The following is a 24,782-nucleotide window of genomic DNA, read 5'->3' as shown; positions in this document are numbered from 1 at the left end:
GCTGCCGTTGGGTCGTTTCTCGAAGGGCTGCTTTTTGCCTTTGTCGCGCTAGAAGCTGACATTCTGCTACCGGCCCACAAGCCGCCAGAGCGCTACCAGTGTGAGCTGCCGCGCGTTAATCTCGGTCAATTGCCTGCTCAAAGCAATTACCCGAAAGCGGTCAACCAACCTGATCGTCCCACTGCGCAATGCGTCAGCACTCGATCCGTTGGTGCCGCACTAGCTCTCGCTAAAGGTGGGCGCGAGCGGCGCGGCTATGGTTGCAGTGCATCTTGGTTTTCTCGTGACCCTGGCCTGCGCTGCAGATCAGAAGAAGGACTCGATCGCGATACAGGCAACCAGCCCGACGACCACATTCATGGGCAGGCCGATCTTGATGAAATCGGTAAATCGGTAATTCGCTGCGCCATAGACCAGCGTATTGGTCTGATAGCCGATCGGCGTGGCGAAGCTCGCACTGGCACCGAACATTACCGCCACGATCAGCGGCCGGGCATCGACTCCCAGCGCGATCGCCAGCGAAATCACCAACGGTGTCATGATCACCGCTACGGCATTGTTTGTCACCGTTTCCGTGAGCAGGCTGGTCAGCGCATAGATCCCGATCAGCAGCATCAGCGGCGAAGCGCCCGCCAGCAAGGGCTCGACCCAGCCCACGATCAACTCGACCGTGCCTGCGTTCTGCAAACCCGTTCCGAAGGCGAGCATGCCAAAGATCAGCACCAGCGTATTGCCATCGATCGCGCTCCACGCCTCTTCCGGCTCAATACACCGGGTGATCAGAACCAAACCCACGCCAGCCAGCGCCAGCGCTTCGATCGGCAGCGAGAACAGCGCCGCAAGCCCGACGATGCCGACCAAAGTCGCGACTGCGATCGGTGCTTTGTCACGCTTAAAAGCGCGCAGCGGCGCCTCCGTCACCTGCGCGAGATTGTTGTTGCCCTGTAATGCAATCGCGGCATCTCCGCCTGCCGCGATCAGCAGTCGGTCGCCTGCCCGGACGCGCACTTCGGACAGGTCCGGGCCGGCGAGATGGCGCGGCCGCGACAGACCCAGTACGCGCAGCTTCAGGCGCGACAACAGCGGGATATCAGCCAGCCGCCGCCCGATGATCGGATGCGCGGGCGAAACCACGGCCTCGACCAGCGTTGCATCCGGTTCGCGGTCGGGACCGCTCATCGTGATCCCGCCGCCGACGCCGGTCAGGCCGACACGGAAATCCTCCGCCTCGGCCAGCGAGGCGAGTTCCACCGGGCTAGCGGCGACGACGAATTGGTCCCCCGCCTGCATGACCATGTCCTCGAGGTTCTTACGGTGCACGCTCAGTCCGCGCCGTACTGCCACCAAGCGCACGCCCTGACGTCGCGCAAGAGCACTTTCACCGATGACACGGCCAATGAAGTCACTGTCTGGATTGAGCAGCAAATGGGACAGATAGACGTCGCTCTCGGCATTGTCCGCCAGCGAGCTCGATGGGCGATCGGGGAGGACAATAGGCCCCACCACGGCGAGGAAAATCAGACCTCCTACGGCGACGCAAAGACCGACCAGCGTGATCTCGAAGATACCGAAAGGTGCCATGCCCTGCGACTGCGCTACGCCATCGACCAGCAGATTGGTCGATGTGCCTATCAACGTCATTGTGCCTCCCAGGATCGAGACATAGGACAACGGGATCAGCAGCCGCGTCGCTGCGACTCCTAGCAGGCGGGCAAGCCGTTTGATGATCGGGATCATCACGATTACCACCGGCGTGTTGTTCATGAAGGCAGAAGCGAGGATCGTCCCGCCGCCGATTTCAGCTGTGGCGAGCCGCGGATGTCTCATCGTTCGGCGGATTACCCAACCGGACACCTCTTCCAGCACCCCGGTCCGCAACAATGCGCCTGAAACGATGAACATGGCAGCGATCGTCACCGGGGCGGGATTGCCGAACACCCCGAGCAATTCCTCGGGCCGGATGAAACCGAGCGCCATCATCGCGATCCCGGCTACGGCTGCCAGCACAACCGGTGGAAAGCGTTCGAGCGCGAAAGCGACAAACAGCAGAATAAGCAGCACCAACCCGGTGATGTCTCCATACTGCGTTAGGAAATTTTCGAAGGGATGCACCAGATTTCCATCGTTGCGGGCGGGATCCGCGCTGCCCGCTAGATACGCGGCATCGGCCCCGCCGTGCTATGTAGCATGGCAAAAAGGGATGTTAGAGCAAATTTACAACATCGGAAAAAGCAGATGCAGGCAGAAAACGGTCAAGATTCTGTCAGTCTGCAAAGCACCCTGGCAACTGCCGTTTACGCATGCCTCTTAATTGCCTGAAAGCGGACCGCGTGGTCTCTTGCCGGAACAGCGAGATAAAAACGTTTGGAGATAGGCTATCCACGGACAGGCAGGTAATCCAGAACTTAGAAAAATAACTGACCCTCGCCCACTCGACTGGCTTTCCAGACATCACCGCGATGTTGAGGACAAGTCAGTCTACACACCCGCTGATCGGCCAGCAGCGGCGATATGCCCAAGGCTTTAAAGCAAGCCTTCGACAAGCCTATCCAGCGCGATAGCGAAGGCCATCCACCAGCAAGCCTACAAGAAACCGGGCCTGCGCCGGATCGTCGTCACTTGATGGCCTGCACAGATTCGCAACCGCACGCAGCAAATCGTAGGGCCGAGCATCGTCGCGTATCTCACCAGTCGCAACCGCCGCATCGAGCAAGGTCTGCAGGGCCGGTTCGAGATGCTTGTCGAAATAGGCAGGCAGCCCCTCATAGGCCGAGCCTCCGGAATAGAGCGAGGAGGCCAGCCCCCGCTTGGCGACGATGAAATCGACGTAGCGCTGCATCCAGTGGTCGAGTGCTTCACCGGGTGGATAGTGCTGCAAAAGCGACGCGGCCTGCGCGGCGCAGCTATCCACTTCATGTCTGAAAACGGCGGCAATCAGATCGGCCCTCTGGGGGAAGTGGCGATAGATCGTGCCGACACCGACACCCGCTTTCTTTGCGATCACGCGCATCGGAGCGTCGACACCGGATTCGGCGAACACTTCGCGCGCGGCGTCCACAACGATGTCGATATTGCGACGGGCATCCGCACGCAACGGGCGCTCGCTCACTCCTTCTGCTTCGCCAGACGCCTTCTGCACTCGATACTCCACGATATCCGCTTGCTATCCGGAACGTCGTTCCATATATCAAGCGGAAGGTTGTTCCGTTTAAGCTTTTATCGAAGTTGGCTGGAGATGACCAGTAGCGAAAAGGATTCACCATGACGGAAGATCGCGTAGCCCTCGTCACAGGGGCAAATCAGGGTATCGGCCTGCAGATCGCCAAAGAACTGGTCGCGAAGGGCGAAGCTGCCGTGCAGGAGATCGGGCCAGGTGCCCATGCAATCCAGATCGACGTGACCGATCAGGCGTCGATCGACGCGGCGGCGGACCGCGTCCGCGCCGAATTCGGCAGGCTCGACATCCTGATGAACAATGCGGGCATTTCGCGTGCCAGGCCGGATCAGTCGTTTAGTGAGGCAGTCGAGACCAACCTGCTGACCGACGCGCCGCTTGATGACGTGCGTACGGTGTTCGAAACCAACGTCTTCGGGGTCATTGCCGTGACGCAGGCCATGCTGCCGCTGCTGCGCGAAGCGCCGGCGGGCCGCATCGTCATCACCGCCAGTTCGGGCGCATCGCTTACGCTGAACTCCGACCCATCAAACGATCACCGCCGCATGTTCGGCAACTATTCCGTGTCGAAGACGGCGGCGCACGCGGTCATGCTGGCCTTTGCGCTGGCGCTTGAGGACACCAACATCAAGGTGAACGCTGCCTGCCCGGGCTTCACATCCACTGCGCTCAACAATTTCAACGGCACACGAAGTCTGGAAGAAGGCGCGCGTGAGCCTGTGCGCCTCGCGCTGATTGGTAAGGATGGACCAACCGGCACCTTCTCGGACGAGAACGGCCCGGTTCCTTGGTGAGCTGGGTCAAACGAGGTTGAGTGATCTGAGCGGCCGCTTCTCTGCAAAAGCCGCGTGTGATCACTTGGTGAGGGCCTCGGGTTGTGGATACTCCAATGTGATTTCCTGAAGGAGTTTGAGGAAGGCGCGCACGGCTGGGTTTGCCCGGCGACTTTTGGGCCAAAGCGCGGTGATGTTGTTCCGCTCTACTGCGAACTCACCCAGCACGGGGACCAGCTCACCGCGCGCGACATAGGGCGCGGCAATGAACGTCGCTAGCATGCCGATCCCGCCGCCGGCCACCACTGCTGAGACCAGCGCTTCGCTCGCATCCACCATGAACCCGGAAGGCGGAACGACCTCGATCTCGCGGTTGCCGATCCTGAACGGCCAGCGATAGGCTTGCCCTGAGCTCTGGTAGCGAAGGATGACGGTATCGTGTCCGTCCAACTCGTTCGGACGCGTCGGGGTGCCATGCGCCGCGAGATAGTCAGGCGCCGCGAACGCGCAGAGCCGATAGGGCGCCAGTCGGCGCGACAGAAGCTGCGAGTCCGCAAGTTCTCCGATCCGCACTGCCACATCGATGCCTTCCGCAACGAGATCCGTGATCTGGTCGCTGACTCGCAGATCAACCATCACATCGGGGTATTGTTTGCGGAACGCCGGCAGTGCTGGTGCGATCAGGTGGACGCCGAGCGGGAGGGATACCGCGATCCGCAACGGGCCGGATGGCACCGCCCGCGCCCTCATCGCGATCTGCTCGATTTCCTCGGCGTCGCTTAGCAGCCTGAGCGCGCGCTCGTGAAGGTCGCGGCCTTCCGGAGTCAGCGCCAGCGAGCGCGTCGTGCGCGTAAACAACGACACCCTCAGCCGCTGTTCGAGCCGCTGCACGCTTTTGCTGACCGCCGAGGGCGAAATGGAGAGAGCGCGCGCGGCGGCGGTAAAGCTGCCCAGTGATCCCGCCTTCGCGAATGCGATCAAACCGGTCAGTCGCTCTAAACCCATCTGTTCCTTCATGGCATTATTAAAGAGACTTTTGGCACTATTATCAACCTTGCAGATGGCGCCTATTTCAGTCGCTCAGGAACCGGAATTGCCACCTCGTTCAGCGTGGCGCCGGTCCATTTCACAAGCCTTTCGACGCTACAGCTCGGCGAGGCATCAGGAGCAGGCAATGTCAGCGACGATGATGAAGGCGATACGGCAGCATGCGTTCGGCGGTCCGGATGTGCTGGTCTATGAAGATGCTCCGCGCCCCGTGTTGCAGGCCGGTGAGGTGCTCGTTCGCGTTCACGCGATCGGCCTGAACCCACCGGACTGGTATTTGCGTGATGGCATGAAAATCCTGCCACCGGAGTGGCGTCCGGCGGTGCAATTCCCGATCATCCTTGGCACGGATATTTCGGGGTTAATCGCTGAGGTGGGTCCGGACGTTCTGGGGTTCGCAGTAGGCGATGCGGTATATTCGATGGTCCGCTTTCCCGATGGCTTTTCGAACGCCTATGCCGAATATGTCAGTGTGCCTTCGTCTGACCTTGCCCGCAAGCCGGCGGGTGTCGATCATGCGCATGCTGCGGCCGCCCTATGTCGCTGCTCACGGCGTGGCAGTTTCTCATCGCGCAGGGCCACAATGTCCCGAACCCGCTCCAGCCGAGCCAGCATGTCCCAATCCCACTTGAGGGGCGACGTGTGCTTGTGAATGGAGCGGCTGGCGGCGTCGGGCACTTTGCGGTCCAGATTGCCAAATGGAAGGGCGCCCATGTCACCGCTGTTGCTTCGGGTCGGCACGAGGGGTTTCTGCGCGATCTCGGGGCCGATGCGTTTATCGATTACACGAAGGTCGCTCCGGAAAATGTGGTGCAGGACCTCGATCTCGTGGTTGATGCGATTGGCGGGCCGACAAGCGCCCGCTTCCTGCGCTCGATAAAGCACGGCGGTGCGCTTTTCCCGATCTTCGGCCTCGGCGCGGTGGGGGGTGACGAAGCGCATGAACGTGGCGTCACGATGTCGACTACGCAGGTCCGCGCGAGCGGGGCGCAGCTGGAAGACATCCGCCCCCTGCTCGACGATGCGACGATCCGGGTCGCGATCGACAGCTGCTTCCCGCTCTCCGACGCCAGCCTGGCGCACAAGCGCGCCGCCGAGGGCCATATTCAAGGGAAGATCGTTCTCACCGTAGATGCGCAAGCCTGATATCGGGCGTGAGGATCGTGCCGCTTGCCATCAGGTGCCGCAGGCTGCGCAGTCGATCGACACGATCCGTGTTTCCCCTTCTACGTTAATGCCTTTCTGCCGGAGCCGCTCTGCCCTATGGGGCAGGGCAGCGAGCAATGACCTTGATCTCGAAATCGAACCCCGCCAGCCAGGTCACGCCAACTGCGGTCCAGTTCGGATAGGGAGCTTCGGGAAACACGCGGTTCTTGACCTCCATCATCGTGTCGAACTGCGTTTCGGGTTCGGTGTGGAAGCTGGTGACATCGACGATGTCTTGCATGCCGCAGCCCGCCGCTTCGAGCACCGCGCCGAGATTGTCGAAGGCCAACTGCACCTGTTTCGCAAAATCCGGCTCGGGTGAGCCGTCCGCGCGGCTGCCGACCTGACCCGAGACGAAGAGCAGGTCGCCGGAACGGATAGCAGCCGAATAACCGTGCTGTTCGTAAAGCGCATGACGATCGGCAGGGAAGACAGGCTTACTGGTGACCATGGGACAGATTCCTTGGGTATGGGCATGAAACGCGGTTTCATATACGATGCGTATGCCAGTAACTCGCATACGCATCGTATATGAAATTTTCCGTGGGAGGGCATGAGGACAAAATGGCGACAACGCGCGCTCAGATGATGCAGCAGACCCGCGCCAAGCTGATCGCAGCGGCCCGAAAGGCATTCACCGAGAAAGGGTATGCGAGTACGTCGATGGACGACCTTACCGCGGCGGTGGGCCTGACGCGCGGGGCCCTTTATCACAATTTCGGCGACAAGCGCGGCCTTCTGGCCGCAGTCGTGGAAGAAGTAGATGGAGAGATGGCGACAGCTGCCATGGCGCAGGCCGAGCGCCGGGGTGGCAGCGAATGGGACAAGCTGATGGCGGAGGGAGCGGCCTATATTGAGGCCGCCAGAAATCCCGAAGTAAGGCGCATCGTGCTTCTCGATGGCCCCGCATTTCTGGGTGATCCGTCGCAATGGCCCAGCCAGAATGCCTGCCTCGCTGCGACGATGCGCAGCCTGGAGACATTGGCAGCGCAAGGAACGGTCAAGCCGGTTGCTATAGAGGCCGCCGCTCGCCTCCTGAACGGCGCTGCTCTTAACGCAGCCTTGTGGGTCGCCGCCAGCGATGCGCCGGACCGTGTCATGCAGGATGCCACCGCGACCTTCGAACAACTCGCTTCGGGACTTCTTGTGATGGACCAGGGCCCGACGGGATGATGTTCGCACGCCATCGGGTTGTTTCGCAGGGCACAGAAGAGATGTCGGCTTTCCGACCGTTTCCCGCCAACTTGGCTACGGCATTGTCTGAGACTACGCGCGTATATGCCAATCCTGCAAAATCGGACCTCGCAGGCCGCCGGATCTGTCAACGCACGCGCATACCATTGAACAGCAGGTCCACCAGATGGGCAACGCGCGGTGCTGGTGTGGCCTCCTTTTCCACAGCGATGGATATTGCGCTCACGACGCAGATTATGTCGTCGAAGCTGGCGTCGTCACGCACAATCCCGGCCGTCTTTGCGCGCCGAAGAAGTCGGTGTCCTTCCTCGGTGATCGCGTTACAGCCGGGCGTACCGTGTTGGATGACGTTCCCGAGAGACGCGGCGAGACTCTGGTAGACGCTCGTGTTCAGTGCGAGTTCTTCGAGAAAACGACGCAGCGCGTCCTCGGGTTCATGATCCGCATCGCGCGCGCGGCTCGCCTCTGCGACCGAGGTGAAGCGTTCGTCGCTGGTCGCCGCCAGAGCAGCGCCTCTCGCGTCGGGAAGCGTCGGTAAAGCGTGCCGGCCCCGACCTTGGCGCGCTTGGCCACTTCATCCAGCGGGACGTTCGCCCCGCGTTCAAGAAACAGCTCCTCCGCCGCGACGAGAATGCGTTGCCATTTAGTTGAGCCGATACTCCCTTCTGCAGTCGCCAACATAACGGATCTTCCGGGGATCAATTCGACTCCCGCGAGCCGCCGTCCGGTCATAATTGAAGGGCGTTCTCGAACTGGCATCAAATGGACCGTGGGGACACCATTCGGTTTCAGTCACCGAGTTCGAAAAGTCGACATTCGCTAGCATGCCGCACTCTTTGGCAATCGCCTGAGAGGGACCATTGGATGATCTGAAACCGATTGCTGCTGGTTGCCAATTCCGCTCCAAGCGCACTGCTTGCGAACCAACTGACATCCCTCTTCGCGATAGACAAGCGACAAATCTTATGCGAATACGTCGCATTATCATTTCCAGCCAGATGGACTTAGAGAGTGCAGTATGAAGAGCGCCGCGCCATCATCGTCCCACCGTCCGTCATGGACCAGCGAACCAACGCCCGGCATCCATCTGAGCGGCGGCGCACAGACCTTTGGAACCGAGCAGCAGGCTCACGAGGATCTTGGACCCGGCCTGAAGCTCGCCCTGCTTATCGAAGGTAGCTTTGCGCTTGATCTGGACGATCGGGCGGGCGGCACTGTCACTGCTGGTACCACCAGTCTTTTCGTCAGTCGCGAGGACTGGCGGCTGGGACACCATTTCGCAGAAGATATGCGTCTACAGTATCTCACGCTTTTCCTCGAGGCGGGGCTGGTTGCGGATGTGCTCGAACAGGATCTGCCGGGTAGCGGCGAGCGCGGCGGCATATTTCACGCCATGCGCCATACGCCGCTCGCCATGGCAAGCCTTGCCACGAGCATCCTCAATCGCCCCTTTCGCGGGATAGCCGGACGTCTGCACAATTCAGGCAAGGCCCTTGAGCTGGCGGCGCTTTCGGTGGAGACTATTGGACCGGATCGTTCGAGCAACCAGCCCTCGCTTGCCAATGCCAGTGAAATACAACGGCTCCATCAGCTGCGCGACTTTCTCGACACGCATTGGCGCGATGCCCCCGCCAGTGATGTGCTGGCGCGCCAGTTCGGCTTTGGCCACCGAAAGATGACGGTCGGTTTCCAGCGGCTGTTCGGCTCCAGCATCAGCGAATATCTGCGCGAACTGCGCCTGCGCGAAGCCTGGCGGTTGCTGGATGGGGGCCTGTCCGCAACGCTTACGGCTGAGGAAACCGGCTACACGCTCCCCCACTTCACCGTCGCCTTTACCCGGCGTTTCGGCGTCACACCCGGCAGCCTTTCGCGCCAAAGCATGACCTGACCGAATTTCGAAAGATCCTTACCCGTAATCTAAAAGACAGAAAGACCCTCCCCGCCTACAGCCTCTATTGATAATCAATCGCATCAATGAGGCTTTATGTCCGTTTCACGCTTACATGGTCTGCGCAACACCGCGTCCCTTTCCATCCTCGCTCTGGCGCTTATCGTTCCATCTACCGCGAGCGCCGAAGGCCAGCCCGTAGATAGTGAGGCGGAAACACAAATCATCGTCACGGCAGCCATGCCGGAAGGCGTTGGTATCGGCACCCGGCTGCCGCTGACCATTGCGGAAACGCCTCAAACCATCAGTATCATCGACCGTGATCGACTGGATGAGCAGCATCTAATCACGCTTGACGATGTCATGGCCGTTGCGCCGGGGGTGACGGTGCAGCCGGGCACGCGTTTGCGCACCGCCTATTATTCGCGCGGTTTTGTGATCGACACACTCAATTTCGACGGCATTCCGACCTCAGGCTGGAACGAGGCGGTCAACACCGAGGACATGGCGATCTATGAACGCGTAGAGCTGCTGCGCGGCGCCAGCGGGCTGTTACAGGGCACCGGCAGTCCGTCGGGCACCATCAATCTGGTGCGCAAACGGCCCGGGCAGGACCTGGCGGCCAATGCCACGCTGAGCGCGGGAAGCTGGAACAATTTTCGAGCGGAAGGCGATGTCAGCGTTCCTCTGACCCGGAGCGGCGATCTGGGTGTCCGCGTGGTCGGTGTAGCCGAGGATCGTGACTATTATTACGATGTGGGTAACCGCAACAAGGTGCTGGGGTACGGCACGGTGGAGTGGAATGTAACCCCGCGCACCGTACTCGCCGCGACGATCAAATGGCAGGATGTGCGAGATGACGGTACCTATATGGGCGTGCCGAGATACAGCGACGGCGGAGCGCTCGATCTGCCCCGTTCGCGTTATACCGGCGCAGACTGGTCGGAGCGCAACTGGAACAACACACAGCTGTTCGCCGAGTTGCGCCATGATTTCGGCGGCGACTGGGAAGCCAGACTTGCGATTAGCCGGATCGATGGCGACAGCGATATGACTTACGCAAGCGCTTATGGTGCCGTTGACCGAGAGACCAGTCTCGGCTCGATCCTGTACGGCGGCTCCTACGATTTCGACAATCGCGAAACCGATCTCGACGGCTATGTCTCGGGCGGGTTCGACCTGCTTGGCCAGCGTCACCAGTTACTTGTCGGCGCCAATTATTGGGACGGCCATACGCAGCAGGTTTCCTACAGCCTGCCCGGCCTGATGACTCCGGTCGACCTGTTCGTCGACCGACCAGTGAGGGCGCCCAAGCCCGACACCCGGACATGGGCGGGCGAACAGACGACCGATACCAAACAATATGGCGGATATGCCGTCCTGCGCCTGAAACTGGCCGAACCGCTGACACTGATCGGGGGTGGCCGTCTGAGCTGGTGGGAAACGGAGACCGTGCGCCGCGCCAGAATCGGCGGGCCTCTGACTCCGACCGGCCAATATCAGGTGGACAGCGAGTTCACCCCCTATGGCGGCGTGGTATGGGAGGTCGGCGGCCCCTTCTCGCTTTATGCCAGCTACAGCTCGATCTTCACCCCGCAGAGCGCCCTTAGCTTTGACGGCGAAGTCATCGACCCGATGACCGGCAACAACTTCGAAGCAGGCCTCAAGGGGAGCTGGTTCGCCGACAAGCTCAACGCGTCCATTGCCTTGTTCCGCATTCGCCAGAAGAACCGCGCCCAGCTCGATCCCGACCATCCCTGCGCTCCCGGATCGGTCTGCGCCTATATCGCGGAAGGCGAGGTGGAGAGCAAAGGGATCGACGCCGAAGTGCAGGGCGAACTGGCCGAGGGCTGGAGCATCCAGGCGGGCTATACCTATACCGACACCAAATATCTGCGCGACCGAACGGCCACGGGCGGCCCCAGCCCCAGCGAAGGAACCGACTTCTCCACCATCACCCCGCACCACATGGTGAAGCTGTGGACGCATTACCGGGTTCCGGCGCTGGACCGGCGGCTTGGTCTCGGCGCGGGCGTTAATTGGCAGAGCAGCTTCTACACCACCTCGGGCGGCGTCCGCATGACGCAGGGCAGCTACGCCACGGTCGATCTGCGGGCCGACTATGCGATCACGCCCAGAATCAATCTCGGCCTGAACGCCAGCAACCTGTTCGACAAACGCTATTTCCGCACCCTCGGCGGGACGGCGTGGAACAACTGGTATGGCGAGCCGCGCAGCCTGATGGCCACCCTTCGGGTGCAGTACTGACATGGCACTGACACTATTCGACCCACTCGATACCCTGGTTCGGCTCGACGCGAATGCCCGCAAGGCCACCCCTCTTCCCCGTTCGGCGCAGGCCTGGCGAGAGATCAACACATCGCATGGAGAAAGGGTGATCGGCATGTTCGCGCCGGTCGACGCAAAGGACCTGCATCCCGAAAAATGGGAAATGCATCCGCATGGCGATGAGCTGATCTATCTGTTCGAAGGCGCGATCGACATCGTTACCGGGGACGAGGACGGGCGCGAGCAAGACCTCACCTCTCTGCGCGCGGGGCAAAGCTGTCTTGTACCCACCGGCATATGGCACCGGCTGCTGCTGCGCGAACCGTCCCGCATGATGTTCGTGACCCCGGCAGGCGGCACGCGGATGCAGCCATGGCGCGACGGTGCGTAAGGATGCGCGCCGCACTGTGGAAGCTCCATCGCTGGATCGGGCTGGCATGTTTTACGCCGTTCCTGATCCTGACGCTGACGGGCATTGCCTTGCTGATCCTGCCAGCATGGCCCGCGGGAAGCGCCGGCCTGGTGATGCCCAGCGGGATCGACCGGGCCATGACCGAGGCAGGCCAGCGCTTTCCCGACACGCGGGCCCGATTGATCATGCCGGGCCTCTCTCCCGACAGCGAGTGGACGCTCGGCTTGCGGGACGAGAACGGGACTGTCCGGACGTTTTCTTTCGATCCCGCTGATGGCCGTATTCTCGATGTAGCACAGAGCGGTTCGTCGCTGCGAGAAGTCCTGCTGGAGGTGCATAACAGCCTGCTGATCGGTCTTCCGGGCAAGCTGGTCATGCTGACCACAACGCTGGGGTTGCTGACGCTTGCCATCAGCGGTTTTACGATCATGCGCCGCCGGTTGCGGGTGCTGCGCAGGGTGCCGTGGCACGAGGCATGTCCCGTAGCATCGTTGCATAAATGGGCCGGACTGGTCGCACTGATCTTCCTGCTACTGCTGAGCGTAACCGGAGCCACATTGCTGGCGTTCAAGACGCTGGGCGAATTGCGATCCGGTCCGCCGCGCTCCGACCCGCAGGCGACACAACAGGTGCAGACGCCGGACGATAGGCCGCAAGCCAGCCTTGCTGGCATGGCATCCAGCGCGCTGGCCCTGCGTCCGGGAACGGAAATTCAGGGCATCATGCCGGGCCGGGCTCCGGGCCCCGTCTCGATCATGCTGCTCGATCGCCGCGCCCCGCCCTGGGCCAAATCGAGCACACTCATGTTCGACCGGCACACCGGCCGCCCTCTGCCCGCCAGACCAGTGCCCGTCTTCATGCAGGTGATGATCGCTGTCAAATCGCTCCATACCGGCCTGTGGAGCGGGGCGGCTGTGCGCGGTCTCTACCTCGCCTGCGCCCTGCTGTGCGCATTGCTCGCCTGCTCCGGCCTTATCCTGTGGGCACAGCGCCGCCGTCTGCTTCGCCCCCGTCCCCTCTCCAGCAAAGTCCTCCACTCATGACGACCATGCCTTCACGCTCCGAGTTGCGCCTCTTCGCGCTCATCGCCTTTCTCTACATGACGCAAGGTATTCCGCTCGGCCTTGCCATGGAGACCTTGCCGACCCTGCTGCGGCAGGATGGAGTGTCGCTGCAATGGTTGGCGTTCCTGCCGCTGGTTGGTCTGCCGTGGATCCTTAAATTCCTCTGGGCGCCGATGGTCGATAACTATTGGTCTCGGCGCCTTGGCAAGCGGCGCAGTTGGATCGTTCCGATGCAAAGTGTCGTGTTGCTCTGCCTGCTGCTCGTCGCCGCCATTGGCCTGACGGGCCCCGCAACACCCGCTGCACTTGCGCTGTTTGCCCTCTCTTCGCTCGCTTCGGCCACACAGGATACAGCAACAGACGGGCTCACGGCGGAGAATGTCCATGGCCCGGCGCTTGCCAGAGCCAATGCCGTACAGGTCGGCGGGACAATGGTGGGATTCTTCATCGGTGGCTCGGGCTGCCTGATCATGTCGGGCCTGTTCGGACGAACAGTAGCGCTCCTGGCCATTGCCGCCATTGTCGGCCTGGGCCTGTTGCTGGCGCTGCTCTGGCGTGAGCCCGCGCGGGACCGGCAATCAAGCGAACGCACCCGCGCCAACCTCCGCCGCCTTATCAAGCGTCCTGGCGCTAGGATCATTCTTGCCCTCGCCCTGCTCACGGCCATCACCGCCAGCTCGACCTTCGCGCTGTTCAAGCTCCTGCTAGTCGATCGCGGCTGGCCACTGGAACAGATCGGCGCGCTGGGCATGACGGGCGGAGTGGCGACGATAGTGATCGGCTGCGGCGGCGGGGCATGGCTCATAAACCGCGCCGGAATCCGAACTGTCCTGATCGCTGGTCTCGCCTGCCTCGCGCTGTCGGCGGCGATGTGGATGCAGGCAAGTGCGAGCCAGGGCGGTATTACGCATACGATGGCGCTGATTGCTGTCGTGGCTGGCTCGATTGGTAGCGGAAGCGTCTCCGTTGCGCTGATGACGCTTGCCATGTCTTTCGCCCAGAAAGGCGATCAGGCGGGCACCGACATGACGGGCGTGCAAAGCACACGCGATCTGGGCGAGATGGGCGGCAGCTCGTTTGCCACCTTCATCGCCGCTTCCCTCGGATATGGTGCAGCCTTCGGTGTTGCTCTCATCCTGGCGTTCTGCACTGCGCTGATGACGTTGAGGACTGACAGAGAAATGGCGGAAGCTTGATTAGACACGCCGGACAGGTCGATTCCGTAGCGTTTCAGGTCCGTAGCCGGGTCGGATGTCCGCTTTCAGGCGATCGATGCCAAGGCTCAAATGGCCGAAATGGGGCGCAAAGGACATGCGGAGTTACCCTTCGCAACATCTGCTATCTCAAGCAGCGCTCCTGAAAGGACCCGTTTCGGTTGGCGCCCAAAATCTGCCATTTCAATACATGGCAAAATACCAATTTTGCCATGATTTGTTGTGATTGTTTGTTGAGTGCTCCGGAAGGGCAACTTGCAAGAGCATGGATTTAGAGGGCGGACGTTTCGAACGGGGATACCGGAGGACGTCGGCTATGCGCCCCAGAAGGAGACATTCCGGTTTCGGCGGGAACGGCGTAGAAGCAATCAAGCGGAGAACTCCCACTAAACTGTCCGAAGGCGAAAGCGAAAAGTACAGCGCGTCAAGTCCCAAAGGCAAGCTCAACGTTTCATCTCAAAACACAGCGCAATCTGCAATTGCTTCAACATCCAGCGTCACCTGATTTCCAGACAGACAATGCAAGCCTTCCCAATGGCTGCCTTGGCGGAGTGGAACACCGTGTCCGCAGAAGCCGCATGAAGTGATCTATTTTGCATCCATGCATGACGAGGAAGTTAATCTGAGAATATACCGCCAGCGGAAGTTCTTTTTGGCCTAAGGGAACGAGGGCGGCGCCACAAAGCTGCGATAACGCCTCTCCAGCAACTGCGCGAAGCGGATGCATTCGAGATCGCGAAAGTCCGCGCCGATGATCTGCACACCGACCGGAAGCCCTGCGTCGGTCTGGCCGATTGGTGCCACGGTCGCGGGAAGATAGGGCAGCCCGGCATAGGCTGCCCAGAACAGCTGGTTTTCGAACGGCACATCGTGGTCGTTCACGCGCAATTTGCGTTTCTGAGGTGGGACGTCGCTGTGCGGAAACGCCACGGTTGAAAGCGGCGGACACAGCATCAGATCGTGATCGGCGAAAAACTCCCTCCACGCCGCGCGCAGCCGCGCCCGCTCCGCGTCGAGCCGCAACCAGTCGCGGTGCGAAAGGGAGACCCCATAGGCATTGAGCGTTGCCATCTCGCGCACGTGCCGATCCGCTCCGCGCGCCATCTCCTTAGCGGCAACGAACTCCTCGTCCCCGGCGGCGTCGGCAGTCGCCGCGCGCAGGAGGATGAGATAAAGCGCATGCAGCTCGCGGCTGTTGAATTCGGGGCGACGATTGCGGGAAACCTCCACCCCCTCGCTTTCGAGAAATGTGCCCAGATCCTCAAGCTCTTGCGCTACTTCTGCATCGACCTCGGCGAAGTCGTCATTTGTGACGAGCGCCACGCGATGCTGATCGAGCCGTTTGTGCCGCGGGGGCGGCAGCTCCAGCTTCCACGCAACGGCAGCTGGCTCGTCGGGCCCCGCAACCACACTGAGTGCCAGTTCGAGATCGAAGGCGCTGCGAGCGAGCGGGCCAGTGACGCCGATATCCGGCGAAAGATCGTGTTCACCGAGAGAATGTCCGCGGGTGGGCGACACGCCAAAGCTCGACTTGTGACCGTACAGCCCGCAGTAATGCGCAGGATTTCGGATCGACGAGGCGATGTCGCTACCATATTCCAGCGCGGAAAGGCCCGCTGCGATAGCGGCTGCCGATCCGCCCGACGATCCGCCGGGCGTGCGCCCGACATCCCACGGATTGACCGTGCGACCATAGATCGGATTGACGCTCTGACCGTCCATCAGGCCTGGCGGAACGTTCGTCTTACCCATGAGCGCTGCGCCGGCGGATCGCAGGCGCGTGACCGCCACGGAATCGGATCGGGCGATATTCTGTGCGAAGGCGGGAATCCCGAACGTCGTCGGCGTACCGGCAAGTCCGAAACTTTCCTTTATCGTCATGGGCAGACCGTGCAGCGCCCCGAGCGAACGACCTTGCGCACGCGCAGTATCGGCAGCTTGGGCAGCCTCGCTGCGGCATCGAAGGTCCGTACCACCACCGCATTAATGACGGGATCGAGAGCTTCGATACGCGCGATGAAATGGTCGGTCAGTTCGACGCTGCTGATTTGCCCGGAGCCTAGCATTTCGAGCAAGGTCGTGGCGGGCTGATAATGGATGGGCTTGTCGGTTGCGTCGGAAATCATCGCTTGCTCCAGTTCGGGCGTCGGGCCGCAGCCGTTCACCGGAACATCTCATAAGGCAAGCTGCCGCCGGGCGAACCCGTCGAGCAGTCGGCGTTCGGCCGCATCGGGGTCGCCCTCGATCCGTGTCACCCGGTCGAACAGCATCGTCGAACGTTGAGCCAGATCGTATGCCGGCCAAGGGTGGTCCGAAGTGTCTGGTCGGCCGGAACGGGCGAAGGCCACCCATGCGCCGCTGATTTCCCGGGACAGAGCAAACGCGTCTTCGCCGCCCCCGTTCAATCCGCGGTCCTCCAGCACGTTCTGGAAAACGAGGGGAACCTCTAACCCATGGGGCGCCTTCATGATGCCACCGAACACGGGCGTCTGCCAATCGACGCGGTACATAAAGGTGGGTGCTCGCGACAAGGCATGACGTTTTTCAGCGATGAGGATCGAATTTATCCGTGTCGGCGCATCGGCCGAGATGAGGCTGTAAAGATCCCACGGGGAATAGTCGGGGTGGATCGCGCGATAGCCATCGATAATCCGGTCGGTTTCCGCTCCCAAGTAGGGGCTTAGTCGCGCCTTGAGATCGGACGCGCTCATCAGATGAGCATCGGGATCCTGCATCAGCGTGAACCCTGCCATCTCCTCCTTCATGCTGCCGATGATGAGCGGAATGTCCGACGAAATCTCCAGAGCCTGATAAGGATGCGCAGGGATGACCGAGCCATCGACGACCGGCGAGAAGCGGGCGGGGAATCCCCAAACCTGCCTTGGCGGAGCCATCCATACACGCGCAAACGCGGCCAGCAGGGCAGCGAGCGGCACGGATTGCAAGCTGCGCGCATCGCCTGGGGCAAGCCCCAGCTCGCCGTACAAGGCGCGGGTATTGGCGGATGCCTGTTCGGAGGTGAGCAGAAGCGGATTCTGGCCGCTTTGAACGATGGCCTTGTGAAACAATCCTTGCGCAAGGGGCATTGCCATCAGCGCGGAAATCTTCTGCCCGCCCCCGGAATATCCAAACAAGGTCACATTGGCCGGATCACCGCCGAACTGCTCGATATTATCCCGAACCCATTGCAGCGCGGCGACGATGTCGAGCACGCCCACATTACCCGATTGTGCGAACTCGGGATCGTCGAGATGCGTGAACCCCAGCACATTGAGGCGGTGGTTGAGGCTTACCACGACGACGTCGCCCGCCTTTGCAAGATTGCGGCCATCATGAACAGCGGTCGAGGCCGAACCCGACACGAACCCTCCGCCATGCAGCCAGACCATGACCGGCCGCTTCGCAACGTCACCAAGGCCCGGGCTCCACACATTGAGCGCGAGGCAATCCTCCGACTGGGCCACTTGCAGCGGCTTGTCCGAGGCGACGAGAGAATACGCGTTCTGATGCGGCGGAGATGGGCTTTGCGGGGCAGTGAAACCCCAGCCGAGCATGTCGCGCACACCCGTCCACGGAGTAGGTGGCACAGCGGCCTTGAAACGCTCCGCCACGCCGTAAGGTATTCCCCGGAACACGTGCACACCGTTGTCGACAAAGCCGCGAATTTTTCCACTAGCGGTGTCAACCGGCACGCCGAGCGGACCAAGCGCGCGTGCGGGCGACAATCCCGGCATGAGAACGGCGGCAGCGCCAGCTGTAAGAACGTGCCTGCGGCTTACCATCATTGGCCCCCTGCGATGCGCTCGGCGCCCTGAATGCCGCCACGAATATGCGTGATCCGGCCATTGTTGATCCGGTAATAGACGGTTCCCCGCGAGATGATCATGTCTCCCGCGTCCAGCGTGCCAGACGGCATCTCGACGCCGTCACGCGTGGCCAGAAGCTGCGTGGTCAGTTCAGCCGCCATGACCCCCTGCTCGTTATCGATCACCACTTCCGAGGCGACCACCGTCTCCTCCAGCTGCTCGCGAATGCCGCGGTAAAACTCGAGAATAGCTTCGCGGCCACGCAACACACCAAACTGCGGTGCATGCTCGAACACGACGTCCGGATCATACAGTTCGGCGTAGCGCTCATCGCCAGCGCTGAAGCGTTCGAGATAGAGTTCGAATGCTGCACGGGTCATCTCGTCTTGCGCCAAGACCGGAGCCGGAAACGCGCCAAGCAGCGCAAAGAAAAGAGTGAGCTTTCGTATCATCGACGGCCTCCGCATTCCGCAGCCAAGGAAGCTTCAGGCCTGCCCGTTCCCGGCACAACACACGCGCCAAGATGCGGATCAGCCAAAAGCCGATTGCAATACTAGTACAATGTTCTAGTCTTCCGTCAACGTTATCGGACGGGACGGGGCGCAGCGAACGAGCGCGGCGGCAGTCGATGGACAAGGGGATCATGCGAATGTTGAAATCACCGGCTATGGCAACGAAGGCAGCGTTGGCGCTTGTCGCAGCAGGACTCGTCTGGCCCTCAGGGGTCGCCGCTTCGCAGACGGTGAGCCACGATGTTCAGCCCGTGTCGCCCGAAGCCACGCCGCTTCCGCAAGTCACCGGCCCCATCCCTGTCACCGACAGCTCGTGGCCATGGGCCGCCGCAGGCCGCGCCCTGGAGCCGGTCGATCTCCGCGCCCACGGCTATGTCGAGGAAGAATATTTCATCAGCGGCACCGCGCGAGTTTTCGACATGCCGCAGCCCGGGCACCTTACGACCTTTGCCGAGGGCCCCTATTCCACGCGAATATTGATCCGCCGGCCCATCCATCCGGAAAGGTTCAGCGGCACCGTTGTGGTCGAGCCGATGAACCCCTCCATTCGCTATGATCTTGCGCTCATGTGGGGAGAATCCCATTCCACCTATCTGCGTAATGGCGACATCTGGATCGGCGTCACCATCAAGCCCGTGGCGATTGAGACGCTGAAGGAATTCGATGCGGCACGCTATCAATCGCTCGGCTTTCCCAATCCCCTGCCCGCCTCGCAAACCTGCGGGCAGGATCGACTGCCGTTGCCGCGCGGCGGACTTCCCCCCGAATCCAGCCCCGCAACCGAAAACGGGCTTATCTGGGATGTCCTCAGCCAGGTCGCCGAGCTTGCCAAGGCAGGCGGTGCGACAAGTCCGCTATCCGGCTTCGACGTATCCCGCGTCTACATGACGGGCGATTCCCAGTCGGGAGCGTTCGTTCTGACCTATGCCAACTGGATCCATAGCAATGCCCTCGGCAGCGATGGGAAGCCGGTCTATGATGGCTATCTGGCAGCCGTTGCCAGCGGACCTGGCACACCTTTGAACCAGTGTGCCGATGCGACACCGACCGAGGATCCGCGCATGAGAATTCGTGGCATCGGGGTGCCGGTAATGGTCATGGTTTCCGAAAGCGAGATCGGCTCCTTGCGGCGCCGGGAAGACAGTGACACCGCCCCAGACCTTTTTCGCGGCTACGAAGTCGCAGGCTCCTCGCACATCCATGACAGCAGCGGCGCGGGCAACCCGTCGGCTGCGGATGCGAGAAAAACCAGCGGAGCCGTCTTCGACAATGCCAACGCCTGTGTGGAGCAAGGCATGCCGGGGAACGATGTCCCCCTGCCCATGCTGCTGAGTGGCGCATTCCGGAACCTCGATCGCTGGTCGCGCGAAGGGGTGCCCCCACCCCGCGCCGAGCCGCTCGAGGTCAACAACCCAGGTGAACGAAATGCGAGCGTGCAGCTCGATGAATTTGGCAATGCCCTGGGCGGCGTGCGCACCCCACAGCTCGAGGTTCCCGTTGCGCGCTACTATCACCGCATGACGGGCCCCGGCATCTGCGAGCTCTGGGGCTATCGCCAGCCGTTCGAAACATCCCTGCTCGAAGACCTCTACCCAACCGGAGAGGCCTACCTTTCGCAGTTCGAGGAGAGCGTGAACGCGCTCGTGGCGGACCATTGGATCGAGGCAGAGGATGGCCGCGAACTGGTGAGGCGGGCCGCCGCCAAGGCAACCGAAATGACACAGGAGGAATTGTGATGCCTAAGACCAAATTCTTATCGGCTTTGTCGTGCACCGCGATGATCGCGCTTAGCATGTCCGCGTCGGCCGCTTTCGCACAGGATACCGCGATCACGCGGGTGACGGCACCGCTACCATCGCAAGCCATTCAGGAGCTGCGCCGGAACTTCAACGATGCCAGCATCAATGCCCTCACCTTCCACGAGATGGACTCGATTTTCGAGACTCTGCCGGTGGAAGCAGGAGAACACCCGTCTCCGCTTGAACGGACGGACAAGACACCTGATTTCACTTACGAGTACAACGGGCAGACTCACGCTTTCGAAGACATCTTCGAACGCACCTTCACCAACGCGCTCCTCATAATGAAGGATGGCCAATTGGTGTTCGAGCGCTATCGCAATTACACCGGCCCACAGACGCGCTTTCTGTCGATGTCGATGGCGAAGTCGATCACGTCCCTCCTGGTGGGAACCGCCATCGAGGATGGCGACATCAGCTCGATCGATGACGAGATAGTGACCTATGTGCCCGAACTGCGCGGTACGGCCTATGATGGTGTGACCGTGCGTGACGCTCTGCTCATGAAAACAGGCGTCGGTCAGGAGGACAATTATCAGCCCGCGCCAGACAGCGAAATGGCTCGCCTGCGCGAGGAATCAATGATCCTCAACCGGGTTCCTTCGCTACGCCAGGCCCATCTGGTGGAGCGCGCAGACGAACCCGGTCGCACCTTTCGCTATCTCACGCTCAACACCGCGGTTCTGGGCGAGGTGGTCGCGCAGGCAACAGGCAAGCCGATGCCCGATTATATGTCCGAGCGGTTGTGGCAGCCACTGGGAGCGCAGGCCGATGGTTTCTGGCTTGCCGACGGCGTGCCCGGTATTGGCAAGGCCATGAACGGCATGGGTTTCAACGCGGTGGCGCGTGACTATGCCCGTCTCGGCCAGATGATGCTCGATCAGGGCATGGCGAACGGCCAGCAGATCGTCTCGCCCGAATGGATCGAAGCCTCAACCGTTCCGATCGGCCCGGAGCCAGCCAGCGCGAATTACGACCAGGGATATCAATACCAGTGGTGGACCCTCACGGATTCCAATGCCTACATGGCAATCGGTCTTCAGGGGCAGTTTATTTACGTCGACCCCGATACGAACACCGTCGTCGTGAAGTTGAGCTATTTTCCGCTCGGCCCCCAGGAACCCTACCGCGAGAGTGAAGCATTCTTTCGAGCAGCATCGAACTGGCTCGCTGAATAAGCAAGCTTGCAGCCGCAATGTGTCTGTGATCTAGACACCGCTAATGAGACCTGCCGAGCCATCCTCAACCCGCGAAATCCAGAGCTCGGTTCGACCGCCCGTCCAGGAGCGTAGCGTTCGAACACACGATCGGTTCATGGCTGCCGCGGCGAAGCTGACCCGCGAGCGAGATTTCGACGATATCTCGATCCGCGAGTTAAGCGAGGAGGCCGGCTGCTCGATCGGCTCCTTCTATCATCGCTTCGGGAGCAAGGATGCACTTTTCAATGCACTCATCAGCACCATGCTCGAAAAAAGACAGCAGGGGGTGGACGAAACCTTTGCCAACACCCCGATTGGTGACCTTCCCGAAGCCATGGCGCGCGGTGCCCTCGCCAACTATCGCGAACATGCTCGCCTGCTACGCACTGCCATGCGCTACCATCTGGCCGGCAAGGATACATGGAAGGCCATCACGGAATTCGGCCACTTTGTTCTGCAGCGATACTTCAAGCGACTGGAAGCCGAGCGTGGATATCCTCTGACAATCGAAGAAGTATCACGGCTGGAGTTCGTTTTCATATGGCTGCACGGCCACCTGACGACCAGTCTTGCGCATGAGTACCCCTTGCACAATCTCAAGGAAGCCAATTTCGAAGACGAAACCGCAAGATTTTTCGTCCTCGCGGTGGAGCATGCCCTCGCCAACTCATCAGGTGAGTGCTGACAAGAACCTCATCGGCAAGTGTTCCCACAAGACGTAATCTGGACGTGACGGACCAGCCCAGCTTGCCTCGGAAGCGACCTTGGCGTCGTTACCCCTGACTATCACTAGATTACGTATTCTCACGCTCAGGGTCAGTCTGGACAGTTCCGCTCGCAAACCGATCAGCGATCAACTCTAGCTGGCGCGGGAACGAGGCGTGGATCACCTGTACGTGGTCCATTCCTGGATCGGTTTCGACCGACACTTCGCGCTGAAGCTTGCAACGCTCGGCAAGCGCGCGCTTGGTGATGTCGAGCGGAATGGCAGGATCGTTCTCTCGCAACACAACCAGCAAAGGGCCCCGCCCAGGCTTCAGATATGGACGATTGGCGTCGGTGAAACGCCGCACTCCCGGTGCCTCGGGCCAGTTGCTTGGTTGACGCCCCCCCGGAATGCTGGCGACCAGTTCCTGCGCCGCGCCGAAGCATGCTTCGCTCTCGAGCACGGGCAGGACTTCCATGATTTCGGGCCCGACCATGGTAACCTGGTCGAAGCTGGGGTCAGCTGCCTTGATGCCCACCGCGACCAGCGCCATTCCGCCACTCGCCATGCCATCCGGAAACAGCTTCCACATCGCGCGACGCTTCAGGGAGGAGAGCATTTCGATACCCTTCCCGCAACGCGACCTACATGTAAAATCAATGCCCGCCGGCTATGATCCACAAGCTTCGTCCAGCGGCCAAGTCTAAACTCATCAATACGGGTATTCTCGGTCGCGCATATACCAACGCGATTTGTCAGCTTTGTGCCTCTAGCCACCGAAAAACGGACAGTCACCTTTCGGCCCAAACGACGACACGCTGAGCGTTACCTTGTTGGCCAATATCGGCCAAGGAGGAAAGACAATGGGATACTCACGATTTGATCCTGCCATGCAGAAAGGCGTGGCCTGGAACGCTGGCAAAAATGTCGGAACCAAGCGCCCGCTAACGCAAAAACAGATGTGAGCGATCCGCTTTCACCTCGATCGCGAAGGTCGGTTGAGAGACAAGGCGCTCTTCGACCTCGCTATCGACAGCAAACTGCGAGGCTGTGACCTGGTGAAGATCAAGATTGGCAACGTGGTTGCTGGCGCAGACATCCGCAATCGTGCGATCGTCATTCAGCAGAAGATCAATCGACCAGTGCAGTTCGAACTCTCCGCCGATGTGCGAGCGACGTTACCAGCCTGGCTGGAACGCCGGGGCAGTTCAACGGGCGATTACCTCTTCCCAAGCAGGGTGGATCATGCCGGACACATGAGTACGCGCCACTATTCCCGCCTCGTCGATGAATGGGTGACTGCAATTGGGCTTCGGAAGTCCGAGTATGGGACTCACTCAGTTCGGCGGACAAAGGCCGCGATGATCTATCGAGCCACCGGCAACATTCGGGCGATCCAGATTTTGCTGGGTCACACGAAGATCGAGAACACGGTCCGCTATCTCGGTGTTGATGTCGAAGACGCTCTACTCCTGGCAGAGCGCACCGAGATCTGACCCATCGTGCGGTCGGCCGGCGATCTTCGGTCGACCGCTTTGGGGCATCTGCCTGGCGCGGTCGGCCGGCCGAGATTAGGGTGGTTAGCTGCCATTCAGAGGTGGGCCTAATGGACCGGCACCATCCCTAACCTGATCCTTCACAAGCTTGAATCCAGCACGGCGTGCTGAACTCAGCGCTAATTCCACACACCTCTTAGGCGTGCCCGGACTGTGAAATACAACGATCCCACGTTGGGTATCGAACCGAGCTTCCAAGTCTCTCTGAAACTGTGAGGCAGTCAAACCAACATCTCCTGTCCAAAACCGGCATTCGCCCTCTTCAAACGTCACAGACGCAGCGTAGGGCCATGCATCGTCCGAAGCCGACAAGGGGGAGGTGCCCGCAATCAAGGCAAGGAAAGACAGGCTGATGATTGGGTTCATTTCTACTATCTGTCAGCGAGCAGTGATGTCCGCAATGTTGTCGTTTCCGGAACGGCCGAAATGATGCCATTGTCGTGGTTTCCCGCCGTTCCTGTCAGACGCTGTCCTTTAAAGCAGCCAGCCTCGCACGGCGGCGCTGATATCGCTTCGCCACTCTGTCGGATCGCGCTGATGAGAAATAGCCCAAGCCTGCCATCCTGCGAATGTGTATCCATATGATCATCACACAATATGCCAGAATGCCGGCTAAAAGGATCGCTGCGCTTGCTTCGTAGGACCAATGCTCGGCTGCCATCGCTGGAGCGAGAAGAATGGCTACGGGGGTGAACGCAATTAGGTGGTGTTTCAGTGTAGGCATACATGTCCACCCGACTCTGATCCACTCTCGGTCAATGATCCGGCGCAGACGATGAACTGGCTCTGCCATGCCACTAATTTGTCAAAGACTTTCAATGTCCGCAATGGGGTCGTGAGCGGAATGGCGGCTTTTCTGCGTAACCTGGTCAATCCCGGACCGACCGCAATCGGCCCAGTTTTAACCCTCTCGAGAAAGGCGAAATCACCCTTCGCGATGAT

Annotated in this window: 24 protein-coding genes and 1 pseudogene; 13 read left to right on the top strand and 12 right to left on the bottom strand. The window is 60.7% G+C overall.

Annotated features, from left to right (window positions below):
* Positions 1–306: 306 nt before the first annotated feature.
* Both GRI91_RS15685 and GRI91_RS15680 read right to left on the bottom strand, forming a co-directional pair.
* On the bottom strand, positions 307–2,112 hold the full coding sequence (locus tag GRI91_RS15685; RefSeq protein ID WP_337190398.1) for an SLC13 family permease: 1,806 nt from the start codon (positions 2,110–2,112) through the stop codon (positions 307–309).
* A gap of 433 nt (positions 2,113–2,545) precedes the next feature.
* The gene (locus GRI91_RS15680) at positions 2,546–3,109 is read right to left on the bottom strand and encodes a TetR/AcrR family transcriptional regulator (RefSeq protein WP_337190397.1); all 564 of its coding nucleotides are present in this window, start codon (positions 3,107–3,109) and stop codon (positions 2,546–2,548) included.
* A gap of 152 nt (positions 3,110–3,261) precedes the next feature.
* On the opposite strand from GRI91_RS15680, the gene GRI91_RS15675 reads away from it, so the two are divergent.
* On the top strand, positions 3,262–3,969 hold the full coding sequence (locus GRI91_RS15675; protein WP_160737655.1) for an SDR family NAD(P)-dependent oxidoreductase: 708 nt from the start codon (positions 3,262–3,264) through the stop codon (positions 3,967–3,969).
* Positions 3,970–4,029: 60 nt separating this feature from the next.
* On the opposite strand, the gene GRI91_RS15670 is transcribed toward GRI91_RS15675, so the two are convergent.
* Positions 4,030–4,965, bottom strand: a complete 936-nt coding sequence (locus GRI91_RS15670; RefSeq protein ID WP_160737654.1) for a LysR family transcriptional regulator — start codon at positions 4,963–4,965, stop codon at positions 4,030–4,032.
* A gap of 157 nt (positions 4,966–5,122) precedes the next feature.
* On the opposite strand from GRI91_RS15670, the gene GRI91_RS16205 reads away from it, so the two are divergent.
* The gene (locus tag GRI91_RS16205; protein WP_237437970.1) at positions 5,123–5,647 is read left to right on the top strand and encodes an alcohol dehydrogenase catalytic domain-containing protein; all 525 of its coding nucleotides are present in this window, start codon (positions 5,123–5,125) and stop codon (positions 5,645–5,647) included.
* Positions 5,638–6,141, top strand: coding sequence for a zinc-binding dehydrogenase (locus tag GRI91_RS16200; RefSeq protein WP_337190396.1), 504 nt, complete (start codon positions 5,638–5,640; stop codon positions 6,139–6,141). The genes GRI91_RS16205 and GRI91_RS16200 overlap by 10 nt, the downstream gene beginning before the upstream one ends.
* A gap of 115 nt (positions 6,142–6,256) precedes the next feature.
* Here GRI91_RS16200 and GRI91_RS15660 read toward each other — a convergent pair whose 3' ends face one another.
* Entirely contained in the window at positions 6,257–6,652 is a 396-nt protein-coding gene (locus GRI91_RS15660) for a RidA family protein (protein ID WP_160737653.1), read from the bottom strand.
* A gap of 113 nt (positions 6,653–6,765) precedes the next feature.
* Here GRI91_RS15660 and GRI91_RS15655 point away from each other — a divergent pair, with 113 nt between their 5' ends.
* Entirely contained in the window at positions 6,766–7,374 is a 609-nt protein-coding gene (locus GRI91_RS15655) for a TetR/AcrR family transcriptional regulator (RefSeq protein WP_160737652.1), read from the top strand.
* A 148-nt stretch (positions 7,375–7,522) separates the two neighbouring features.
* On the opposite strand, the gene GRI91_RS16340 is transcribed toward GRI91_RS15655, so the two are convergent.
* Together GRI91_RS16340 and GRI91_RS15920 are read right to left on the bottom strand one after the other, a co-directional pair.
* The gene (locus tag GRI91_RS16340; protein WP_337190399.1) at positions 7,523–7,789 is read right to left on the bottom strand and encodes an SbtR family transcriptional regulator; all 267 of its coding nucleotides are present in this window, start codon (positions 7,787–7,789) and stop codon (positions 7,523–7,525) included.
* A complete protein-coding gene (locus GRI91_RS15920) occupies positions 7,786–8,076 on the bottom strand; it encodes a helix-turn-helix domain-containing protein (protein ID WP_202385639.1) in 291 nt (96 codons plus the stop codon). The genes GRI91_RS16340 and GRI91_RS15920 overlap by 4 nt, the downstream gene beginning before the upstream one ends.
* A 337-nt stretch (positions 8,077–8,413) precedes the next feature.
* On the opposite strand from GRI91_RS15920, the gene GRI91_RS15645 reads away from it, so the two are divergent.
* The 5 genes from GRI91_RS15645 to GRI91_RS15625 all read left to right on the top strand — a co-directional run bounded on the left by GRI91_RS15645 (position 8,414) and on the right by GRI91_RS15625 (position 14,244).
* The gene (locus tag GRI91_RS15645; RefSeq protein ID WP_160737651.1) at positions 8,414–9,283 is read left to right on the top strand and encodes an AraC family transcriptional regulator; all 870 of its coding nucleotides are present in this window, start codon (positions 8,414–8,416) and stop codon (positions 9,281–9,283) included.
* 96 nt (positions 9,284–9,379) lie between these two features.
* A complete protein-coding gene (locus GRI91_RS15640) occupies positions 9,380–11,551 on the top strand; it encodes a TonB-dependent siderophore receptor (protein ID WP_160737650.1) in 2,172 nt (723 codons plus the stop codon).
* Position 11,552: 1 nt separating this feature from the next.
* Positions 11,553–11,963, top strand: a complete 411-nt coding sequence (locus GRI91_RS15635) for a cupin domain-containing protein (RefSeq protein WP_160737649.1) — start codon at positions 11,553–11,555, stop codon at positions 11,961–11,963.
* A gap of 2 nt (positions 11,964–11,965) precedes the next feature.
* Positions 11,966–13,027 (top strand): PepSY-associated TM helix domain-containing protein, encoded by a 1,062-nt coding sequence (locus tag GRI91_RS15630; protein WP_160737648.1) that lies wholly within the window; start codon positions 11,966–11,968, stop codon positions 13,025–13,027.
* Complete coding sequence (locus GRI91_RS15625; RefSeq protein WP_160737647.1) at positions 13,024–14,244, top strand: RhtX/FptX family siderophore transporter; 1,221 nt, start codon at positions 13,024–13,026, stop codon at positions 14,242–14,244. The genes GRI91_RS15630 and GRI91_RS15625 overlap by 4 nt, the downstream gene beginning before the upstream one ends.
* Before the next feature lie 675 nt (positions 14,245–14,919).
* On the opposite strand, the gene GRI91_RS15620 is transcribed toward GRI91_RS15625, so the two are convergent.
* Genes GRI91_RS15620 through GRI91_RS15605 form a run of 4 tightly spaced genes read right to left on the bottom strand, consistent with a single transcriptional unit; the run spans position 14,920 to position 18,520 of the window.
* On the bottom strand, positions 14,920–16,158 hold the full coding sequence (locus GRI91_RS15620; RefSeq protein ID WP_237437971.1) for an amidase: 1,239 nt from the start codon (positions 16,156–16,158) through the stop codon (positions 14,920–14,922).
* Positions 16,140–16,427, bottom strand: a complete 288-nt coding sequence (locus tag GRI91_RS15615) for a hypothetical protein (RefSeq protein ID WP_160737646.1) — start codon at positions 16,425–16,427, stop codon at positions 16,140–16,142. The genes GRI91_RS15620 and GRI91_RS15615 overlap by 19 nt, the downstream gene beginning before the upstream one ends.
* A 9-nt stretch (positions 16,428–16,436) precedes the next feature.
* Entirely contained in the window at positions 16,437–18,047 is a 1,611-nt protein-coding gene (locus GRI91_RS15610) for a carboxylesterase/lipase family protein (RefSeq protein WP_160737645.1), read from the bottom strand.
* Positions 18,044–18,520, bottom strand: coding sequence for a nuclear transport factor 2 family protein (locus GRI91_RS15605; RefSeq protein WP_160737644.1), 477 nt, complete (start codon positions 18,518–18,520; stop codon positions 18,044–18,046). Before GRI91_RS15605 ends, GRI91_RS15610 begins: the two co-directional genes overlap by 4 nt.
* Before the next feature lie 176 nt (positions 18,521–18,696).
* On the opposite strand from GRI91_RS15605, the gene GRI91_RS15600 reads away from it, so the two are divergent.
* The 3 genes from GRI91_RS15600 to GRI91_RS15590 all read left to right on the top strand — a co-directional run bounded on the left by GRI91_RS15600 (position 18,697) and on the right by GRI91_RS15590 (position 22,263).
* A complete protein-coding gene (locus GRI91_RS15600; protein WP_160737643.1) occupies positions 18,697–20,316 on the top strand; it encodes an alpha/beta hydrolase domain-containing protein in 1,620 nt (539 codons plus the stop codon).
* Entirely contained in the window at positions 20,316–21,557 is a 1,242-nt protein-coding gene (locus tag GRI91_RS15595) for a serine hydrolase domain-containing protein (RefSeq protein ID WP_160737642.1), read from the top strand. The genes GRI91_RS15600 and GRI91_RS15595 overlap by 1 nt, the downstream gene beginning before the upstream one ends.
* A gap of 136 nt (positions 21,558–21,693) precedes the next feature.
* Positions 21,694–22,263 carry a TetR/AcrR family transcriptional regulator gene (locus tag GRI91_RS15590; RefSeq protein WP_160737641.1) on the top strand — a complete coding sequence of 190 codons (570 nt, stop codon included), beginning with the start codon at positions 21,694–21,696 and terminating at the stop codon, positions 22,261–22,263.
* Positions 22,264–22,372: 109 nt separating this feature from the next.
* Here GRI91_RS15590 and GRI91_RS15585 read toward each other — a convergent pair whose 3' ends face one another.
* Positions 22,373–22,903, bottom strand: coding sequence for a hypothetical protein (locus GRI91_RS15585; RefSeq protein ID WP_160737640.1), 531 nt, complete (start codon positions 22,901–22,903; stop codon positions 22,373–22,375).
* Positions 22,904–23,147: 244 nt separating this feature from the next.
* On the opposite strand from GRI91_RS15585, the pseudogene GRI91_RS15580 reads away from it, so the two are divergent.
* Positions 23,148–23,780 (top strand): annotated as a pseudogene (locus GRI91_RS15580) (tyrosine-type recombinase/integrase).
* Between the two features lie 771 nt (positions 23,781–24,551).
* Here the strand turns inward: GRI91_RS15580 and GRI91_RS16195 are convergent.
* Positions 24,552–24,782: hypothetical protein (locus tag GRI91_RS16195; RefSeq protein WP_237437967.1), on the bottom strand; the 231-nt coding region annotated here is incomplete at its 5' end.

The sequence above is a fragment of the Altericroceibacterium endophyticum genome (genome assembly GCF_009827595.1).
Lineage (GTDB): Bacteria > Pseudomonadota > Alphaproteobacteria > Sphingomonadales > Sphingomonadaceae > Altericroceibacterium > Altericroceibacterium endophyticum.
This window is presented reverse-complemented; position numbering and strand designations above follow the sequence as displayed.

Coding starts and splice junctions, on each gene's coding strand:
- GRI91_RS15675 (WP_160737655.1), top strand. CDS start 3,262: ATGACGGAAGATCGCGTAGCCCTCGTCACAGGGGCAAATCAGGGTATC.
- GRI91_RS15670 (WP_160737654.1), bottom strand. CDS start 4,965: ATGAAGGAACAGATGGGTTTAGAGCGACTGACCGGTTTGATCGCATTC.
- GRI91_RS16205 (WP_237437970.1), top strand. CDS start 5,123: ATGTCAGCGACGATGATGAAGGCGATACGGCAGCATGCGTTCGGCGGT.
- GRI91_RS15660 (WP_160737653.1), bottom strand. CDS start 6,652: ATGGTCACCAGTAAGCCTGTCTTCCCTGCCGATCGTCATGCGCTTTAC.
- GRI91_RS15655 (WP_160737652.1), top strand. CDS start 6,766: ATGGCGACAACGCGCGCTCAGATGATGCAGCAGACCCGCGCCAAGCTG.
- GRI91_RS15920 (WP_202385639.1), bottom strand. CDS start 8,076: ATGTTGGCGACTGCAGAAGGGAGTATCGGCTCAACTAAATGGCAACGC.
- GRI91_RS15645 (WP_160737651.1), top strand. CDS start 8,414: ATGAAGAGCGCCGCGCCATCATCGTCCCACCGTCCGTCATGGACCAGC.
- GRI91_RS15640 (WP_160737650.1), top strand. CDS start 9,380: ATGTCCGTTTCACGCTTACATGGTCTGCGCAACACCGCGTCCCTTTCC.
- GRI91_RS15635 (WP_160737649.1), top strand. CDS start 11,553: ATGGCACTGACACTATTCGACCCACTCGATACCCTGGTTCGGCTCGAC.
- GRI91_RS15630 (WP_160737648.1), top strand. CDS start 11,966: ATGCGCGCCGCACTGTGGAAGCTCCATCGCTGGATCGGGCTGGCATGT.
- GRI91_RS15625 (WP_160737647.1), top strand. CDS start 13,024: ATGACGACCATGCCTTCACGCTCCGAGTTGCGCCTCTTCGCGCTCATC.
- GRI91_RS15610 (WP_160737645.1), bottom strand. CDS start 18,047: ATGATGGTAAGCCGCAGGCACGTTCTTACAGCTGGCGCTGCCGCCGTT.
- GRI91_RS15605 (WP_160737644.1), bottom strand. CDS start 18,520: ATGATACGAAAGCTCACTCTTTTCTTTGCGCTGCTTGGCGCGTTTCCG.
- GRI91_RS15600 (WP_160737643.1), top strand. CDS start 18,697: ATGGACAAGGGGATCATGCGAATGTTGAAATCACCGGCTATGGCAACG.
- GRI91_RS15595 (WP_160737642.1), top strand. CDS start 20,316: ATGCCTAAGACCAAATTCTTATCGGCTTTGTCGTGCACCGCGATGATC.
- GRI91_RS15590 (WP_160737641.1), top strand. CDS start 21,694: ATGGCTGCCGCGGCGAAGCTGACCCGCGAGCGAGATTTCGACGATATC.
- GRI91_RS15585 (WP_160737640.1), bottom strand. CDS start 22,903: ATGCTCTCCTCCCTGAAGCGTCGCGCGATGTGGAAGCTGTTTCCGGAT.